Below are 15,458 nucleotides of genomic sequence, written 5' to 3' on the forward strand. Positions count from 1 at the left end.
GAAATTAGAAAAAGAATTCAAAAAAGGACTCAATTGAGTCCTTTTTTATTGTCTAGCTTTATTCAGATGGAAAGCCATTATTCTCATGCATCGCTCTGCTCTTATTTATTAACGTCGTCATGATCGGGTAAATATGTAATATATTGCAGGGCAATTAAACGCGAAACAATCAGTGCCAAGTACATGACACCACAAAACATTTGTAGCACTGCCAGCACACGTGCAGGTGCACTCAACGGCATTAAATCAGACAGGCCTGTTGCCGACTGCAAACTAAAACTTAAAAACAATAAATCCAGCCATGTTTGTAAACCAGTCATATTGGGATTTTGAAAACTCCCCGGTACCAAAAGCTGGCAAATGTTATATAAAAAAGCAAAACCCCAAGCAAGAAGCGTAAATACTGCACCCGCAGCGAACAGTTCATCTCGGGTTAAATAACGGTCTTCGAACATATAACGCAATAAACCATATGCAGCACTAAAATAGGCTGCAGCTTCGAAACCATGCGCAATCACTTGAAGCATGGGATATTTTAAGCCGAATAAAATCAGTGAAGAAAAAATTACCGCTCCACCAACAAAACTCAGTCCTAAAATGGTAAACATCGGTGTTTGTCGAATGACTTTAGCGATCACCAGTAAAACCAAGACCCCTAAAAGCCAGGTCAACGTCCGATAGGTCATACTGTAATTGCCTGCCACAGATAATATTAAAATGATAAATTGCAATAAGATCAGCCATGCTGAAGGTAATAAGCGAAAAATTTTCCAAACATCAATAAAGGCCTGCATTTACCCCTCCAAGATATTGCTGTTTTTGTTTATTATGCTGTTTTCTTTATTTTTCATCTGATTAACTTAGCATGAATTAAGCACCCTACCAGTGACCCATTTGTATGAAAATCACCAAAAAAATCATTAACAAATGCCCCCTAATTAAATTTTAACAATGAAATCCTCCAAGATAAAATTCAAAATCACTACCCAATAAACTGATTAAAGTTTAAAAAAATATTTTATCAATCAAACATATCTTAAATATCAGACAATAAAAAAGTCCCTGAGGGGACTTTTTTATTGGTTCAGTTTTCAGTCTTAGTGATCAGATGCACCTGATGCGCCAATACCTGTCATTGAACGAACATACTGTGCGTCAAATGCCTTACGCTCTGCTTGTGCACGTGCTGAATTATCAGTCACAGAGAACAACCAGCAGCAGAAGAACGACAATGGCATAGCGAAGATTGCAGGACCGTTAAATGGATTGATTGGCGTATCAGAGATACCTAGTGTATCCACCCAAACTGCTTTAGACAGCACAATCAACAGCACTGCAAGACCTAGACCCACGACACCACCAATAACCGCACCGCGCGTGGTTAAGCCTTTCCAGAACATTGACAATACAAGTACCGGGAAATTGGCACATGCAGCCACCGAGAATGCCAAACCGACCATGAAGGCAACGTTTTGCTTCTCAAATAAAATACCCAAAATCATCGCAAAAATTGCAAGACCTAGAGTCGCAATTTTTGACATGCGAAGTTCAGATTCAGGAGTCGTTTGACCTTTCTTGAATACGTTTGCATACAAGTCATGTGAAATTGCTGAAGCACCAGACAATGTCAAACCTGCAACCACTGCAAGAATTGTTGCGAATGCCACTGCTGAAATGAAGCCCATGAACAAGTCACCGCCAAGCGCATCACTTAAGTGCACCGCAGCCATGTTGTTACCACCAACAAGCTCTAACTTGCCAGTCACTGCCATTTTCGCCACATCAAGGAATTGTGGATTGTTCGATACGTACATGATCGCACCGAAACCAATGATGAAGGTTAAAAGGTAGAAATAACCAATGAAACCTGTTGCAACAACCACTGACTTACGTGCTTCTTTGGCATCCTTCACCGTAAAGAAACGCATCAAGATATGCGGTAAACCGGCAGTACCAAACATCAATGCAAGACCTAAAGAGATTGCATCAAGTGGATTTGCGGCTAACTTACCCGGCCCCATGATATTTCCGGCTTCTGCCAAAGTAATATCATGAACTTTAGAGAAGATATGAATCGATTGATCAAACATTTCAGTGAAGCTAAAGCCCACACCTTTCATGACCATAAATGCCATGAAGCTCGCACCTGAAAGTAACATCACCGCTTTGATGATCTGTACCCAAGTGGTTGCCAACATACCGCCGAAAATCACGTAAGCCATCATCAGCAAACCAACAATCACCACTGCAATGTTGTAGTTCAAACCAAACAGCAGTTTGATCAGCTGTCCTGCACCGACCATCTGAGCGATCAGGTAGAACGCAACAACCACAAGTGAGCTCACGGCCGCCAAAGTACGAACTGGCTTTTCTGCCAAGCGGAAAGACACCACGTCAGATAAGTTGAATTTACCTAGGTTACGTAGACGTTCAGCCACCAGGAACAATACGATTGGCCAACCCACCATGAAACCAAGTGAGTAAAGTAAACCGTCAAAGCCTGAACTAAAAACAAGTGCGGAAATACCCAGGAACGAAGCAGCTGACATATAGTCACCGGCAATCGCCAAACCATTTTGGAAACCTGAGATCCCACCACCGGCAGTATAGAAATCTGTCGTACTGGTGGTTTGCTTCGCTGCCCATTTGGTAATGACCAAAGTAAAAGCAACAAAAATCACAAACATGATGATTGCGTGCCAGTTGGTTGGTTGCTGCTCAGCAGCTCCAAGATCTGGGCCAGCCATAACCATACCCGACATGAGCAGCGTTGATGCTGCAAGGGCTTGAGCCTTCAATGAATTCCATTTCATATTAGTGCGGTCCTTTTTCATTCGCAATTGCTTCTACTTCTCTCATTGCTTCTTTTGTTAATGGATCTAACTTGTTGTTAGCAATATAGGAATACACACCACAAAGTAGAAATGATAATACGATGATGCTTAGACCCAGTGGCATGCCCCACGTTGTTACACCACCGCTAAAAGAACTCATTAAGAATTCTTTGTTATAACCGACGAGCAGCATGAAACCCACGTAGACGAACAACATAATTGCTGTAAGTGTCCAGCTCAGTGTGCTTTTTTTACTGACCATCTGTTTAAATTTTGGATTCTGTAGAATTTGCTCTACCTGTCTCTCATCCATAACCAATGCTCCTGTTTGTGCCCAGCCTTAGGCGCTATTTTTTAATTCGAATTATTACGTTGTATAACTTAACAATCTTGTTGGGTTGTTGTAATTAATACTTTGGTCGTTAAATTTTAACCAATTACACTGGTCAGATTACCAGATAGGGTATGATTACGATATAGTTTTACACTGTAGGCAATATGAACAGCTGGCTCATTATCGGGGTTCTCGCCCTCTATATCGCATTACTTTTTATCTGTGCCTTTTTTGGGGAAAAACACGCGAGTCGATTAAGTACCCGTGGTCGCATGCTCCTCTTTAGTTTGACTTTAGGGGTTTATTGTTCATCCTGGACATTCTATGGTGCGACCGGTGCCGCTGTTCGTGAAGGGATTATCTTCCTGCCGATTTATTTGGGACCCTTAATCTTTGTTGGGGTCGGTTATGATATTTGGCGACGCTTGGGTCGAGTGCGTCAACATCATGCCATTTCTTCCATTGCCGACTTTGTTGCCGCGCGTTATGGCAAAAGTGGAACCTTGGCCTCACTGGTCACCATTCTTGCCGTCATCGCGATTATTCCCTATCTGGCCTTGCAGCTTAGAGCCATTGCCTTAAGTGCTGCCGTGGTTTTGCAACAAGATACAGGTATAGAAGGTACCACCAATGGTGTGCTGTTCTTAACTGGGATATTAGCCATTTTGGCCATGATTTTTGGAACCCGGCAAATTGCCAATACCGAACAACATGGCGGTTTAATGTTAGCCGTTGCGTTTGAATCCTTTGTTAAATTATTTGCTTTAATTTGTGTTGCGTTATTTTTTGTGTTTGATGCTCCCGGCAATCTGGGGCAAATTTCAAGTGATGTCGCAGATACCTTTAAAGAGGTTCAACTGTTTGGTGTACCGGAAACTTTTTGGGTACAAACGGTCTTGGCAGCACTCGCAATTATTTGTTTGCCGCGCCAATTCCATGTGGCTGTGGTTGAATTACGCGATGAAAAGCATATTCGTGGTGCACGTCGCTGGTTTGCCACTTATCTGATTTTGACCACCATCGCGATTATTCCCATTGCCAGTTGGGCATTGCATGCAGCACCGCACTTTTTAGCCATTCCCGATGTTGCCGTTTTGTCATTACCGCTTAGTTATAACCAGGAATGGTTGACGCTATTGGCCTTTTTGGGCGGTTTTTCTGCATCAACCGGCATGCTGTTGGTGTCCTCTGTCGCTTTGTCGATCATGCTCAGTAATGACCTGATTATGCCGGCACTCTGGCGCACGGGCATACTTTCACGTCACGATAAACGTCTGCCTTTGGTACTGAAATTTACCCGTCGTGTCTGTATTTTAGCGGTCATGTTACTGGGCTTCCTGTTCTTCCATTTCTTTAATGACATTGACCAGCTCTCTGTTTTTGGCTTGTTGGCATTTAGTGCAGTGGCACAATTCTCCCCTGCCCTGATTGGTGGACTCTATTGGCGTGGTGGCAGTAAACAAGGGGTTTATGCAGGTCTGATTACCGGCTTTGTAATGTGGGCATATACCTTGCTGTTACCGACGGTACTGCGTAGCTTGCCTGCTGAATATAGCCAGTTTACCCAACAATTCCTGACTCTGGGACCTTTGGGAATTAACTGGTTACGTCCAGAAGCATTGCTCGGTTTTCAGTCTTTTGCAGCATTGACCCACGGTGTGGTGTGGTCTTTAGGGCTTAATATCCTGCTCTATGTTTGGGTGTCTCGAATTTTCCGCCCAAGTATTGCAGAACAAATTCAAGCAGAAAGTTTTTTCTATTATGAAACCAAGCCCTTACCCTCGCATAGCACGACCAGTGATATTAATTACCTGCAACATGATGTAGCCCGTCTAAAAGTCGGAGATTTAATTGCCTTGGCCAAACGGATTACCGGTGAAGGTGCTGCCACTCAAGCCTTCCAGCAATTCTGTGCGCAAAACAATGTCATTCTGAATGAAAACAGCAGTGCCAATGGCATGTGGTGGCGCTTCACCGAGCAATATCTGGCAGGAACCATCGGTTCAGCTTCCGCACGTACCCTGCTCACCACGGCTATGGTGAATAATGGCTTAGCTCTCGGTCAGGTGGCGAATATTCTGGATCAGGCATCGCAGTGGCAGCGTTTTAACCAAAACCTGATCATGACCATGATTGACCATATGACCCAAGGGGTGAGTGTGGTGGATGAAAATATGTGTCTGGTGGCATGGAATAATCAGTACCTTAAACTGTTCGATTATCCAAAAGACATTGTCTATGTCGGCTGTCCAATTGCAGATTTAATTCGCTATAACGCAGAACGTGGTGAATGCGGTCCGGGTTCCGTTGAAGAACACGTCCGTAAACGGATTCACTGGATGGCCATGGGTAGCGCGCATGAATTTGAACGGATTCGTAAAGATGGTCGGGTGATTCAAATGCGCGGCAATCCGATTGAAGGCGGTGGTTTCGTGACTACATTTGCCGATATTACCGCATTCCGTGAGAATGAAGCCATGCTTGAAGGGCGAGTTCAGGATCGAACCCAGCAGCTTGCCAATGCGCTTTCCGAGCAGCAGCTGGCACGCGAACAAGCCGACCGTGCCAATATGTCAAAAAGTCGCTTTATTGCAGCAGCCAGTCATGACTTGTTACAACCGATGCATGCTGCTCGTTTGTTTAGTACCGCTTTGGAACAAAGCGTTCAGTCGGATGAAGATCGCAAGACCCTGCAACAACTTGATCGTGCCTTGCATGGGGCAGAAAGCATGTTGTCTGCCCTGCTGGATATTGCACGTCTGGAAGGGGGAACGATTCAACCGAAACGTCAAGCTTATCCCCTGCATGACTTGCTTAGTGATTTAGAACTGCAATTTAAATCGATTGCGGCACAACGTGGGATTAAATTCAGTGTGCATGATGCGCAATTCTGGATTGATACCGATCCGCAATGGATTCGCCGTATTATTCAAAACTTTGTCAGCAATGCCTTGCGTTATACCGCTAAAGGCAAGGTGATTGTCGGCGTTCTGCGTTCTGCAGAAAAACCCAACAATATCCGTATTGGGGTTTGGGACACTGGTCCCGGTATTGCTGAAGAACAACGGATTAAGCTGTTTCAGGAATTCGAACGTTGCGGTCATACCTCGCCTTGGGGTGAACAGGGTCTGGGACTCGGCTTGGCCATCGTACAACGCATGACCAGCATGCTGGACTACCCTGTACATGTCTATTCTGAATATGGCAAAGGCTCTTGCTTCATGATTGAAGTGCCGATTGTGGAAGCACCAAAAGTGGTAGCCGCGCCAGTCCAGGCAATTCCACTGAAAAGCAAAGCCTATAAAATTTTATGCCTGGACAATGATGAAACCATTTTGGAAGGGATGTCGACCTTGCTCACCAAATGGGGCTATCAAGTCTTCAAAGCCACCGAACCTGAACTGGCACTAGAACTGATTCAGCAAGAAAACATTCAGGTGTGGCTGGTCGATCAGCATTTGAATAACGGTAAAATCGGTCTCGATTTCATTCTGGAAAATCGTCAAGAGCAAGTTCCTGTGGCGCTGATTACTGCAGATTCCGACCCTGAACTTCCACAACATTTGAAAGAACTGAATATTGTGCTGCTGAAAAAACCGTTAAAACCGGCATCGCTTCGGTCATGGTTATCGGGATTAAAAATTTCCAGTCCTTAAGTCTTAACTGTAAAACCGGACGTCCATTTCAAATTGATGAAATGGACGTTTTTTTACATATATACATCTATAATTACGCGTACTGGCAATTTAATTTGTCATCTAGACAAAATTGTTCAAAAGTCTTATTTAAAGGTCTGTTACATTGAACACAAATCCCAATCTGGGGTTTGCTATGGCAAAGTACATCAAAATTTAAATATACACTTGTATAATTAGTTACAATTTCACAACTTATTGTTATTAAAAATATTTTTTTAATAAAAGTTGCATCTATAACTTTAGTCGTATTCCGTTTGTCGCCATCCTGGCTCATATATGAGAGCAACAAATGATCAGTTTAATCTGTCTATCAGTACGTACATAAAACGCTGCCCAAGAAACTGGTCATCATAGAGAAATACAGGAGTTTAAGATGAACATTTCTGAAGCCAGAAGTCATGGCGTAGATCAATCGCAACAATTTTACCGTCAATATGGTGCCAATGCCCTGTTACCTGAAATTCAATGGACTGAATTATTTAAGCCCAGCCACTTAAAAGATACTCACATTCAGGCATTAAACACCTTGTATCAAAGTGCGGTTCCACTTGCATTACAAGTGTTTGATGAATTGAATTTTGATGTATTCAGCCCTGCAGCCTATAAACCGCAAGGCTTGGGTCTATTTGATCGACTTGCTGAACAAGAAGATAAGCTGATCCAATCCCTAAAAGCCGAATCTAAAGACCTGACTGATCAAGTACGTCATCAGATTTGGAGCATGTTATTGCGTGGTGGTGCGGTACTGGTCTTTAAAGCATGGCTTGGCAAAGTCAAAACCGATGAGAATCTATTGGATACCACCCAATTTGATGAACTGTCTGATCTGCTCTTTATTAAAACCCCACCCCTCGAATTGGCAAAGCACCTAGATGTAAATACCCATGCCAATGAAGATCATATTTTCCTGCTGTATGGCAGTGATGTTTATTTAGACCGTTTTAACAGCTTAGAAACTGCGGCTTTATTTGTCGATTTAGGCGTATATGATGCAGCATTTTTAAGTTTAAGAGATGATAGCGTGGCTGAATATCTGAAAGAGAAAGCCTATGTCTCTCAAGAGCAAATTGATGATCTGCAATGTGCCTTAAATCCATTATTTTGCACAAACCATACTCCCAGACAAAGCTGTGTCGCGTAATCTAAAGCGCTAAATGCTTTGACTTGCAAAACATCCCTCGCAATAAAAAGGCACTTAATTTAAGTGCCTTTTTAGTTCAATGCTGGGTTTAGCAAATTACATTTTCTTTTCTTCAATATTCAAAGCACTGATCGCCAATACCGCCTGAGTCCGGTTTTGCACATTCAATTTACGGAAAATGGCAGTGACATGTGCTTTAATGGTTGCTTCAGAGACATCAAGCTCATACGCAATCTGTTTATTCAGTAAACCTTCCGCCACCATCATCAATACACGGAATTGTTGCGGTGTAAGTGATTGAATACGTTCTGCCAGTGCAGTTTCATCTGCTGCACGTGGATCAAAATTCAGATTGGCAGGCAAGTTTGGCGGTAACCAGATTTCACCGTCCAGCACATGGCGAATCGCCTCACCAATATGGCTTGGATGGGCTGATTTAGGAATATAGCCCATTGCACCATGCGCAATGGCACGTTGAATAATTGAAGTTTCTTCATGCGCAGAAACCACAATAATTGGAATCGAAGGATATTGTGCACGGACGTGAACCAAAGCCGAAAAGCCCGACGCCCCTGGTAAATTTAAATCCAATAAAACCAAATCCGGTTCTGGTCCGTTATCTAAGCGTTCATACAACTCATTTACTGCAGCTGTTTCATGAATTTGAGCTTGCGGCAAGCTGTAACGAACGGCCTGAATTAAGGCATGACGAAACAACGGATGGTCATCAACGATTAAAATATTCATAAGCGACATGAAAGATCTTGTGCACAGTGGTTTCTATTCTAACCATAGTCACACATCTAAGGATATGCAAGATCTCACTATTTTTGCATTTAAGCCGACATTCGGCTTAAGAAATTGACAAAATTCTGCATTTTCTTAATTTCTTTAAATCTAATCACATTTTGATATAAATTTTATCGGATAAAGAAAAATGCTTATTAACAATCAAGATAAACCTATAAATCAAATAATTAACCACCATTTAAAGCTGAGTTAATGGCAATTTTACTTATATCTTAAAATCAGATAACTTTTCTGTATTTGCTTATTTTACAGAATATCTCAGGTATTGATTAATAAACACATTCCGAGATTTTATTGTTTTAGGTTATTCCAAGATGTCTATTTTAAATACACAAAAACCACTGAATATTGTTGCTGTATCGGGTGGTTTAAACAACCCGTCAAAAACCGAAGCTCTAGTTCAAGCCATTCTAGACGAACTGGGTGAAGCAACACCGATTAATGTCCATTTCATTAAATTCAGCGAAATTGGTCAATTGATGGGTGGAGCGATCTACCGCAATCAATTACCACAACGTGTACAAGATGATTTAGCTGCCGTAGAAGCAGCAGATGCGCTGATTGTGGGTACGCCAGTGTACCGTGCATCATTTACCGGTCTATTTAAACATTTTTTTGATTTTGTAGAACAAACCGCATTGGTTGATGTACCAGTCCTTCTTGCAGCATCAGGTGGTTCTGAACGCCATGCCTTGGTTCTTGAGCACCAGTTACGTCCACTGTTTAGCTTCTTCCAGGCGCAAACTCTACCGATTGGTGTATACGCAACAGATAAAGATTTCACCCCTGAATACACCATTCACAGCGAGTTCTTACGTGACCGTATTACTTTAGCAGTGGCACGTGCTTTACCAATTCTTGAGTGGGCGCCGGCTAAAGGTCAACGCGCTGAAGTGGTGAAAGAGAAAACCCAACAGGCCAACCAAAACCTGGGCATTAATAAACAAATCGAGCAGGAAGAAGTACTTCCTTCTGCGGCAGTGCCAAGCCTGGATGCAGCGGAATCTCGCTTGCACAGCAAAAAAGCACCGAAGACTCAAGTCGCTTAATCAGCAACTTCCACCTCGAGGGTTTTAATATGTCAAATCAACAAGAAAACCAGGTTAAATTTGCCTATTGGGTACCGAATGTCAGTGGTGGCTTGGTGGTCAGTAATATCGAACAGCGTACCGACTGGAGCTATGAGTACAATGTACGCTTGGCTCAAGCGGCTGAAAAAAACGGTTTTGACTATGCACTGACTCAAATTCGCTTCACCGCAGGCTATGGTGCAGATAACCAGCATGAATCTGTCAGTTTCAGTCACGGACTTTTGGCCAAGACTGAACGCCTCAAGATAATTGCAGCTATTTTACCCGGCCCCTGGAAGCCTGCTTTAGCTGCGAAACAGTTGGCAACGATTGACCATCTAACAAATGGTCGGATCGCGATTAATGTAGTCAGTGGCTGGTTCCGTGGCGAGTTCGATGCCATTGGTGAAGAATGGCCGGAGCATGATCAACGTTATGCGCGTTCTGAAGAATTTATCCGTTCTTTAAAAGGCGTCTGGACTCAAGATAATTTCAGTTTTGATGGCCAGTATTATCAATTTAAGGATTACACCTTAAAGCCCAAACCGCTGCAAAAACCGCATATCGAAATTTTCCAAGGTGGCAGTTCACGTGCGGCACGTGACATGGCTTCACGCGTTTCCGACTGGTACTTTACCAATGGCAACACGCCGGAAGAAATTAAAAAGCAGATTGATGATATTCACGAGACAGCCAAGGCCAATAACCATCAGGTCAAAATTGGAGTGAATGCCTTCATTATTGCCCGAGATACTGAAGAAGAAGCGCAATCTGTGCTGCAAGAAATTGTAGATAAAGCCAATATTCAAGCTGTGAATGCATTTGGTGATGCTACCCGTGAAGCAGGTGCTTCCACCACTGAAGGTGAAGGTAACTGGGCAAAATCAACTTTTGAAGATTTAGTACAGTATAACGATGGTTTTAAAACCAATCTGATTGGTACTCCACAGCAAATTGCAGAACGTATTCTGGAATTGAAAGCAGTCGGTGTCGATTTGGTACTTTCAGGCTTCTTACACTTTATTGAGGAAGTCGAGTATTTCGGTGCGAAAGTCTTGCCATTGGTTCGTAAGTTAGAAGCAGAGCAAGCGGAACAGCTGCAAGCAAAATCAGCTTAAGACAGTCAAATTATAATAATAATGCTTTACCCTATTCTCCCCCTCAAGGCTCGGCTTGAGGGTTTTTTTATGCATAGACTTTTTTAATATTACCCGTCTGCCCTTTCGATCAACATCTTACCTCTCCCTTGCTAACTCAGAATATATTCTGAGGATTCTCATGTTCTAAAAGGAGGAACTTCCTCTCCCTGAAATAGATGGTTGGAGGGGAAACGAAGGCTAAAGAGAGGGCTCCCCTTTTTTCGCTATTATTAAAAAGAGCAGATACCTCAATAAAAAAGCCTCCATCTTTGGAGGCTTTTTTGAATCATTACATCAAGAATAAAAACTTGGATCAGGTACTTTACCCGTCAGCACCCATTCCCCCACTTCCTGATATTTATAATCAATCGGGTCATGCAGCGTCTGGGTACGAACATTGCGCCAGAAACGGTCGAGATTCAGTTTAGCAGTCGTCGCGCGTGCGCCCATCACCTGAAAAATATTTTGCGTGATATAGAGCGAAGTCTGGGTTGCGGCAATTTTTGCAGTAGCAATCGCAATACTCACTTCACCGCGCTGCTCAGCAGTTAATGCTTCACCGATGCTCCAGGCATGTTGCAGCGTTTCAACTGCTTTATTGGTCAATAAACGCACCCCCTCAAGCTGCACATAAAACTCGGCAAAATGCTTCTGGGTAAATGGATCATTGACGGCATGTTCAGCCAAAGATTTTAACCATGCTTTTTGAGTTTGCACGGTTTGTTTTGCTGTTTCAAATGCGCCTTCTGCCACCCCCAAAAACAGATGCACAAAAATCAATTGTGCAATCAGCGGACGTAAACTTGAATACGGTGTACTCAGTGGGCCTGGATTTAACAGCAACTCATGCTGCTGGATTTTGACCTGCTCAAAATGACTGGTTCCGCTGTCGGTCTGGCGTTGTCCCATATTATTCCAGTCACCTAAAAAACTGACCCCGTCACGCGCTGTTGGAATTACCCCAATCAGTAATTTTCCTGCATCGTTATAGCCCGAGCATAACAACACATCTGAATCCATCGAACCTGAACAAAAGCTTTTATCGCCATGAAATACGTATTCAGTTTCAGAGACTTTGACTGCTGTGGTTCGTCGGTCTAAGGGATTTAAAGTATTGCCCCAAAACAGGTTTTCTTGCGCTGTTTGCTGAAACCATTTTCCATATTGTTCAGGTTGTGAAAACAGTTGTACCGTTGCAATCAGTAAATGGTGAAAACCATAGACATGGGCCAATGAACTATCAACCTGAGCAATAGTTCGAATGGTTTGAAAAACCGTTTTCCAGTCTGCCCCTTGCCCGCCGTATTGGGTTGGAATAGAAAGACCCAATAAGCCACTTTGACGGATTAAATCGCGCTCGGATTTTGGATTGCCACCTTGCTTATCACGTTCAGCAGCAGTCTTTGCAAACTGTTCTGCCAGTTGTTGAGCAATCTGTAATGGATTTGAATTTAAAAGTGGCGATGAGGCATTCATAATCATATCTATCTGTTTCTATATTTTTAGCTTAGCAGATGATGTTTTTCATCTTTATCTGAATGCCTGCTGTCCTTATACGTAAAATAAAAATACCGCCTGAAAAATGCAGGCGGTAATGGCTAAAATGACTTAGTTATTGGGATAGACGGTCGCGATCAGATTATCCACCACCTGTGGATCTGCCAGGGTTGAGGTATCCCCCAAGGTATCCAGTTCATTGGCGGCAATCTTTCTTAAAATACGGCGCATGATTTTACCGGAACGGGTTTTCGGTAAAGCGGGTGCCCAATGCAAGGCATCCGGTGTAGCCACAGGTCCTAATACTTTACGCACCCAGTCGATCAGTTCTTTACGCAGCTCTTCGGATTCCTCAAAATCGGCCTGCAAGGTGACAAATGCACAGATGCCCTGACCTTTAATGTCATGTGGCATACCCACTACCGCAGCTTCGGCGACATGCTCATGTGCCACCAAGGCACTTTCCACTTCTGCCGTGCCTAAACGGTGTCCAGAGACATTCAGTACATCGTCCACCCGTCCGGTAATCCAGTAATAGCCATCCTTGTCACGGCGTGCGCCATCTCCGGTGAAATAGCTTCCCGGATAAGTTGAGAAATAGGCTTCAATAAAACGTTCCGGATCACCCCAGATGGTGCGCATCTGACCCGGCCAGGAATCCTTGATAATGAGGTTGCCTTCGGCTTCACCCTCCAGTTCCTTGCCTTCAGCATCGACAATGGCAGGTTGGATGCCAAACAATGGTCGGGTGGCAGAACCCGGTTTCAAATCGGTCGCTCCCGGCAAAGGTGAAATTAAAATTCCGCCAGTTTCAGTTTGCCACCAGGTATCGACAATTGGACAACGGCTTTCACCGACCACGGTGTAATACCAGTTCCATGCTTCCGGATTAATCGGCTCACCCACGGAACCAATTAAACGCAAGCTGCTGCGGTCACTTTCGCGGATAAAGGCATCACCTTCGCGCATCATGGCACGAATCGCTGTCGGTGCGGTATACAGAATGGTGATATTGTGTTTGTCGACAATATGACCGGTACGTGCCCAGGTCGGATATTGCGGCACACCTTCAAACATTACGGTGGTTGTTCCATTGGATAATGGCCCATACAGCACATAGGAATGCCCGGTAATCCAGCCCAAGTCTGCAGTACACCAGAACACATCATCCTGCTTGATATCAAAGACTTCACGAAAAGTCGAGTTCACATAAGTGAGGTAGCCACCCGTGGTATGCAATACCCCTTTCGGCTTGCCGGTCGAACCCGAGGTATATAGAATGAATAAAGGATCTTCGGCATTCATCGGTTCAGGTGGGCAGATTTCATTGACCGACATGATTTCCATGTGATACCACAGGTCGCGCCCTTCCTTGAGATCAATCGGATTACCGGTACGGTACACCACAATCACATTTTGAACCGATTCGGTTCCCTGTACTTTAAGTGCCGCATCAACATTTTCTTTTAGTGGAATCGGCTTGCCGCCCCGCATGCCGGAATCGGCGGTAATCACGATTTTCGCCTGGCTGTCTTCAATACGACTGGCCAATGAGTCTGGAGAGAAACCACCAAACACGACACAATGCACCGCACCAATTCGCGCACAAGCCAGCATTGAAATGGCAGCTTCGGAGATCATTGGCATATACAGCACCACACGATCGCCTTTGGTCACCCCATTTTTTTTCAGCACATTGGCAAAACGGCACACTTCATCATGCAGTTCTTTAAACGAAATAATTTTATGCCGTGAAGGATGATCACCTTCCCAGATAATGGCTGGTTTATGCGGATGTTCTTTTAAATGGCGATCTAAACAGTTGGCACTGATGTTCAGTTGCCCATCGGAGAACCATTCGATTTTAAAATTATCCTTATCAAAACTGGTATTTTTGACTTGGGTAAAAGGTTTAATCCAGTCCAGTTTATTGGCTTGCTCTGCCCAATACTCATCAGGCTGATTGATGGATTTCTGATAACGCTCGAAATATTCAGACTCAACGGTACGAGCGGTTTTTTTAAATTCTTCTGGTACAGGATAGATCTCTTTCATAAGTACTTCCTTGCTCTTCTTCATCTCATCACGAGATGCTATGCCACGTTATTGATTTTATTGACTGCATTTCCACAGTATGACGATTATTTTTCAACCACTCCAATCATGCTTTGGTCGTAGTTTATTTATACAATTTAAAACACAGACTGCTTATCGTATACAACAAAAAAAACAGTGTTATTCGTATCTGATCTGTTTATTTAATCTTATACTTTAACCATAAAATGTACTTTTAACTCTGCTAAATACAACATTTTTCTTATCTAAATTTTATCCGGAAAAAGCGTATGAACCCGCAAGACTCCTCTCCTTTTTTTTCCAGGCCTCAACCGACCAGCTCAGATAATCCCCTGTCGCCAGAAGGTCGTTTTGGTCGTTTGAGTTCAATTGGCTGGTATGGTTTTGTGCATTTAATTACTTTCTTTGCCACGATTGCACTGAGCTTGGTCATGGGTATTTTCAACCTGAATACCCTGTCGGTAGACAATCAGTTTGTGAACACCATAACGGGAATCGCAGGACTCGGATTCGTGGTTATTTTGGTGCTGTACATCTATCTGGTCATGGTGATTACCATACGCCGTTTGCATGACATGAACCGAAGTGGCTGGCTAATTCTGTTGTTTTTACTGCCTGTAGTAAATATTTTGCTCGGTTTATATTTACTTTTAGGTTCGGGTACAGCAGGAATCAATAACTATGGTTTGCCCCGTGAAACACCGGTCTGGGAAAAAATACTGGCCTGGCTGATGATTATCATCACTGTGTTAAGTTTCTTGGCTTCAGGCAGCATGGTGTCTTATATGTTCGGTAAGGGTGAACTGGAAATGCCGCAAGAAGTGATTCAAAAAGGCACTCAATATTTTTAAAAGCTGCT

General features: G+C 43.4%; 11 protein-coding genes. 5 read left to right on the forward strand and 6 right to left on the reverse strand.

All coding sequences use genetic code 11. The annotated features are described in order from the left end of the window. Window positions 1-101: 101 nt before the first annotated feature. From HLH18_RS01335 to HLH18_RS01345, 3 genes are all read right to left on the reverse strand, one after another. Entirely contained in the window at window positions 102-794 is a 693-nt protein-coding gene (locus tag HLH18_RS01335) for an ion channel (RefSeq protein ID WP_171542344.1), read from the reverse strand. Between the two features lie 303 nt (window positions 795-1,097). Further along, window positions 1,098-2,813, reverse strand: a complete 1,716-nt coding sequence (locus HLH18_RS01340; protein WP_131292564.1) for a cation acetate symporter — start codon at window positions 2,811-2,813, stop codon at window positions 1,098-1,100. 1 nt (window position 2,814) lies between these two features. Then, complete coding sequence (locus HLH18_RS01345; protein ID WP_067725504.1) at window positions 2,815-3,147, reverse strand: DUF485 domain-containing protein; 333 nt, start codon at window positions 3,145-3,147, stop codon at window positions 2,815-2,817. Window positions 3,148-3,332: 185 nt separating this feature from the next. Here HLH18_RS01345 and HLH18_RS01350 point away from each other — a divergent pair, with 185 nt between their 5' ends. Next, a complete protein-coding gene (locus HLH18_RS01350) occupies window positions 3,333-6,824 on the forward strand; it encodes a hybrid sensor histidine kinase/response regulator (RefSeq protein WP_171545513.1) in 3,492 nt (1,163 codons plus the stop codon). Between the two features lie 415 nt (window positions 6,825-7,239). Beyond that, the gene (locus HLH18_RS01355; protein WP_171545514.1) at window positions 7,240-8,007 is read left to right on the forward strand and encodes a hypothetical protein; all 768 of its coding nucleotides are present in this window, start codon (window positions 7,240-7,242) and stop codon (window positions 8,005-8,007) included. Window positions 8,008-8,103: 96 nt separating this feature from the next. Here HLH18_RS01355 and HLH18_RS01360 read toward each other — a convergent pair whose 3' ends face one another. Further along, complete coding sequence (locus HLH18_RS01360) at window positions 8,104-8,754, reverse strand: response regulator (protein ID WP_171545606.1); 651 nt, start codon at window positions 8,752-8,754, stop codon at window positions 8,104-8,106. 377 nt (window positions 8,755-9,131) lie between these two features. Here HLH18_RS01360 and msuE point away from each other — a divergent pair, with 377 nt between their 5' ends. Then, entirely contained in the window at window positions 9,132-9,866 is a 735-nt protein-coding gene (gene msuE, locus HLH18_RS01365; RefSeq protein WP_131271351.1) for an FMN reductase, read from the forward strand. A 29-nt stretch (window positions 9,867-9,895) separates the two neighbouring features. Continuing rightward, a complete protein-coding gene (sfnG, locus tag HLH18_RS01370; RefSeq protein WP_171545515.1) occupies window positions 9,896-11,005 on the forward strand; it encodes a dimethylsulfone monooxygenase SfnG in 1,110 nt (369 codons plus the stop codon). Window positions 11,006-11,320: 315 nt separating this feature from the next. Here the strand turns inward: sfnG and HLH18_RS01375 are convergent, their stop codons facing one another. Together HLH18_RS01375 and acs are read right to left on the reverse strand one after the other, a co-directional pair. Next, window positions 11,321-12,502, reverse strand: coding sequence for an acyl-CoA dehydrogenase family protein (locus tag HLH18_RS01375; RefSeq protein ID WP_171545516.1), 1,182 nt, complete (start codon window positions 12,500-12,502; stop codon window positions 11,321-11,323). 132 nt (window positions 12,503-12,634) lie between these two features. Beyond that, a complete protein-coding gene (gene acs / locus HLH18_RS01380) occupies window positions 12,635-14,578 on the reverse strand; it encodes an acetate--CoA ligase (protein ID WP_171545517.1) in 1,944 nt (647 codons plus the stop codon). A 290-nt stretch (window positions 14,579-14,868) separates the two neighbouring features. Here acs and HLH18_RS01385 point away from each other — a divergent pair, with 290 nt between their 5' ends. After that, complete coding sequence (locus tag HLH18_RS01385) at window positions 14,869-15,450, forward strand: DUF805 domain-containing protein (protein ID WP_171545518.1); 582 nt, start codon at window positions 14,869-14,871, stop codon at window positions 15,448-15,450. Window positions 15,451-15,458: the final 8 nt, after the last annotated feature.

Source organism: Acinetobacter sp. ANC 5414, from assembly GCF_013004295.1.
GTDB lineage: Bacteria > Pseudomonadota > Gammaproteobacteria > Pseudomonadales > Moraxellaceae > Acinetobacter.

Excerpts from the sequence above, each read along its gene's own strand:
- HLH18_RS01350 (WP_171545513.1), top strand. The coding sequence starts at position 3,333 with ATGAACAGCTGGCTCATTATCGGGGTTCTCGCCCTCTATATCGCATTA.
- HLH18_RS01335 (WP_171542344.1), bottom strand. The coding sequence starts at position 794 with ATGCAGGCCTTTATTGATGTTTGGAAAATTTTTCGCTTATTACCTTCA.
- HLH18_RS01345 (WP_067725504.1), bottom strand. The coding sequence starts at position 3,147 with ATGGATGAGAGACAGGTAGAGCAAATTCTACAGAATCCAAAATTTAAA.
- HLH18_RS01355 (WP_171545514.1), top strand. The coding sequence starts at position 7,240 with ATGAACATTTCTGAAGCCAGAAGTCATGGCGTAGATCAATCGCAACAA.
- msuE (WP_131271351.1), top strand. The coding sequence starts at position 9,132 with ATGTCTATTTTAAATACACAAAAACCACTGAATATTGTTGCTGTATCG.
- HLH18_RS01375 (WP_171545516.1), bottom strand. The coding sequence starts at position 12,502 with ATGAATGCCTCATCGCCACTTTTAAATTCAAATCCATTACAGATTGCT.
- sfnG (WP_171545515.1), top strand. The coding sequence starts at position 9,896 with ATGTCAAATCAACAAGAAAACCAGGTTAAATTTGCCTATTGGGTACCG.
- HLH18_RS01340 (WP_131292564.1), bottom strand. The coding sequence starts at position 2,813 with ATGAAATGGAATTCATTGAAGGCTCAAGCCCTTGCAGCATCAACGCTG.
- HLH18_RS01385 (WP_171545518.1), top strand. The coding sequence starts at position 14,869 with ATGAACCCGCAAGACTCCTCTCCTTTTTTTTCCAGGCCTCAACCGACC.
- HLH18_RS01360 (WP_171545606.1), bottom strand. The coding sequence starts at position 8,754 with ATGAATATTTTAATCGTTGATGACCATCCGTTGTTTCGTCATGCCTTA.
- acs (WP_171545517.1), bottom strand. The coding sequence starts at position 14,578 with ATGAAAGAGATCTATCCTGTACCAGAAGAATTTAAAAAAACCGCTCGT.